The sequence below is a fragment of the uncultured Desulfovibrio sp. genome, assembly GCF_949282365.1.
GTDB lineage: Bacteria > Desulfobacterota > Desulfovibrionia > Desulfovibrionales > Desulfovibrionaceae > Desulfovibrio.
Map to the genome: position 1 here is coordinate 1 of NZ_CASDOY010000087.1, position 2,812 is coordinate 2,812.

Annotated in this window: 3 protein-coding genes; all 3 read left to right on the plus strand. The window is 69.7% G+C overall.

Translation table 11 applies throughout. The features are described 5' to 3' along the window. Positions 1-603 precede the first annotated feature (603 nt). Positions 604-1,485, plus strand: a complete 882-nt coding sequence (pdxS, locus tag Q1X76_RS10010; protein WP_300719745.1) for a pyridoxal 5'-phosphate synthase lyase subunit PdxS — start codon at positions 604-606, stop codon at positions 1,483-1,485. A gap of 1 nt (position 1,486) precedes the next feature. After that, complete coding sequence (pdxT, locus tag Q1X76_RS10015; protein WP_300719746.1) at positions 1,487-2,068, plus strand: pyridoxal 5'-phosphate synthase glutaminase subunit PdxT; 582 nt, start codon at positions 1,487-1,489, stop codon at positions 2,066-2,068. A gap of 260 nt (positions 2,069-2,328) precedes the next feature. Then, a partial coding sequence (locus Q1X76_RS10020) for a P1 family peptidase (RefSeq protein WP_300719748.1) occupies positions 2,329-2,812 on the plus strand: 484 nt, incomplete at its 3' end.

Genomic DNA, 2,812 nt, shown 5'->3' on the forward strand with positions numbered 1-2,812 from the left:
CTTCCGGCAGCCCGGGCCACAAACGCAGCACCGGACAGGAATCCGGCGCGGGGGACAGGGGCGCGTCCCCGGGCAGGGGACCGCGCAGGGCGGGAACGCGGATGCAAAGTGCGGACATGGCTCTTCCTTGGTTAAGCTTGAGTTATGAGCATACGCCACAGGGGGACATGATTGCAAGGACAAAGCCTCCATTTCCCGGCAGCTTCGCGCCGCCGCGACCTGGAGGGGACGGCCGGGCAAGCGGCGCCGCCATGCCCGCCCACCGGCAGGGCCGCGCGTGCGGGCATGGGAGCGTGGCGACATGGGCATCCCCGCCGATGCACCTTGCGGGCTGCGCGTGCGGACACGGGAACGAATCTTCGCCGCGGCCGCTCCCCGCTATCTGCCCGGGCCTGTATGTGCGGACAGGGGAACGTGCCGGTCGCACTGTCAGGACGGAGGACTGCACCCGGGTGCAGGCGGCCGTCACAACCTGCCGGGAAAACAGGGGGCTTTGGTCTGCTGCTTATTGTAACCGCTCTCAATATGGCATATAAGGCGCTTCTGGCCGTCATCCGGCCCCACGCAAGAAGGCGCCTTCCGGGCGCCGAAGGAGTAGAACCTATGGAACAGGGCACCATTCGCCTGAAGACCGGTCTGGCTGAAATGCTCAAGGGTGGCGTCATCATGGACGTGACCACCCCCGAACAGGCGAAGATCGCCGAAGAAGCCGGCGCCTGCGCCGTCATGGCCCTTGAACGCGTCCCGGCCGACATCCGGGCCGCCGGCGGCATCGCCCGCATGGCCGATCCCACCATCGTCAAGCGCATCATGGAAGTGGTCAGCATCCCCGTCATGGCCAAGGCCCGCATCGGTCACTTCGTGGAGGCCCGCATCCTCGAAGCCCTGGGTGTGGACTACATCGACGAGAGCGAAGTCCTGACCCCTGCTGATGACCGTTATCATATCGACAAGCGCGACTTCACCGTGCCCTTCGTCTGCGGCTGCCGCAACCTGGGCGAAGCCCTGCGCCGCATCGCCGAAGGCGCGGCCATGATCCGCACCAAGGGCGAGCCCGGCACCGGCAACGTGGTGGAAGCCGTGCGCCATTGCCGTCAGGTCATGGACGAGATCCGCGTGCTCTGCTCCCTGCCCGAAGCCGAAGTGGCCAATTTCGCCAAGGAAAACGGCGCGCCCCTGGAAGTCTGCCTGGCCGTGCGCAAGGAAGGCCGCCTGCCGGTGGTGAACTTCGCCGCCGGCGGCATCGCCACCCCGGCCGACGCCGCCATGATGATGCATCTGGGCTGCGACGGCGTGTTCGTGGGCTCCGGCATCTTCAAGTCCGGCGACCCGGCCAAGCGCGCCCGCGCCATCGTGCAGGCCGTGACCAATTACAAGGACTATGCCCTGCTGGCCGAGATCTCCCGCGATCTGGGCGAAGCCATGGTGGGCATCGACATCTCCACCATCCCGCCGTCCGAACGCATGCAGGAGCGGGGCTGGTAGCATGGCCCGCATCGGAGTCCTGGCCCTGCAGGGGGCCTTCCGCGAACATGCCGCGGCCCTGCGCCAGCTGGGCGCCGAGGTCCGCGAAGTCCGCCAGCTCAAGGATATGGACGGCCTCGAGGGCATGGTCATCCCCGGCGGCGAAAGCACCACCATCGGCAAGCTGCTGACGGAATGGCGGATGCTGGAGCCGCTGCGCCGGCGCATCCTGGACGGCATGCCCGTCTACGGCAGCTGCGCGGGCCTGATCCTGCTCTGCCGGGAGATCGAAGGCTCGGACCAGCCGCGCCTGGGCGTGCTGGACGCCACCGTGCGCCGCAATGCCTTCGGCCGCCAGGTGGACAGCTTCGAGACCGATCTTGCCGTCGACGGCCTCACGGGCGGCCCCCTGCGGGCCGTGTTCATCCGCGCGCCGCTCATCAGCCGCGTGGGCGAGGGCGTGCGGGTGCTGGCCCGCCTGGATGCCGACCGCGGCGAACGCATCGTGGCCGTGCGCCAGGACAATGTGCTGGCCACGTCCTTCCATCCCGAACTGACCCCGGATCTGCGCCTGCACCGGTATTTCCTGGACATGCTGGCCTGATCCGCGGCGGCTGCCGAGAAACGACGATCCCCGCGCCGGGACCCCCGGTGCGGGGAATTTTTTTCTCTTTTCCCGGCCGTCCCCGTTCCGGCGCCGCCACGCCCGCGACAGGGCAGCCCGTCGTCCGCGCGGCCCGGCCTGGACCGCATCCGCGGCGGCAGCGCCACACCACCTGCCGCCCTCCCCTGCCTACCTGCCCCTTCCCTTTCCGGCGGGGACGTGGGACACTGGGCCATCTTCCCCCAACAGGCAGGAACACCATGCACAATACCACCCTGACCGCCATCCCCGGCCTGCTGGCCGGCCACGCCACCGATCCATCCAACCATACCGGCTGCACGGCCGTCCTCTGCCCGCAGGGCTTCACCCCGGGCATCGCGGTGCCGGGCTTCGCTCCGGGCTGCCGCGAGACCGAGCTCATGCGCCCCGAATCCCAGGTGGATACCGTCCACGGCCTGCTGCTGGCCGGAGGCAGCGCCTTCGGCCTGGCCGCGGCCGACGGCGTCATGCGCTTCCTGCGCGAACAGGGGCACGGCTTCCCCATGCCGCACGGCACCATCCCCATCGTCCCCGGGGCCGTCATCTACGATCTGGACCTGAACGGCCGTCCCGGCGTCCTGCCCGATGCGGCCATGGGCTATGCCGCGGCCCGGGCGGCCTCCGGCGCGCCGCTGGCCGAAGGGGCCGTGGGCGCGGCCTGCGGGGCCCGCTGCGGCCGCCTGTTCGGCCTTTGCCGGGACGCGG

What these genes read in the sequence shown, in the direction of transcription:
- pdxS (WP_300719745.1), top strand. Translation starts at nt 604, where the DNA reads ATGGAACAGGGCACCATTCGCCTGAAGACCGGTCTGGCTGAAATGCTC.
- pdxT (WP_300719746.1), top strand. Translation starts at nt 1,487, where the DNA reads ATGGCCCGCATCGGAGTCCTGGCCCTGCAGGGGGCCTTCCGCGAACAT.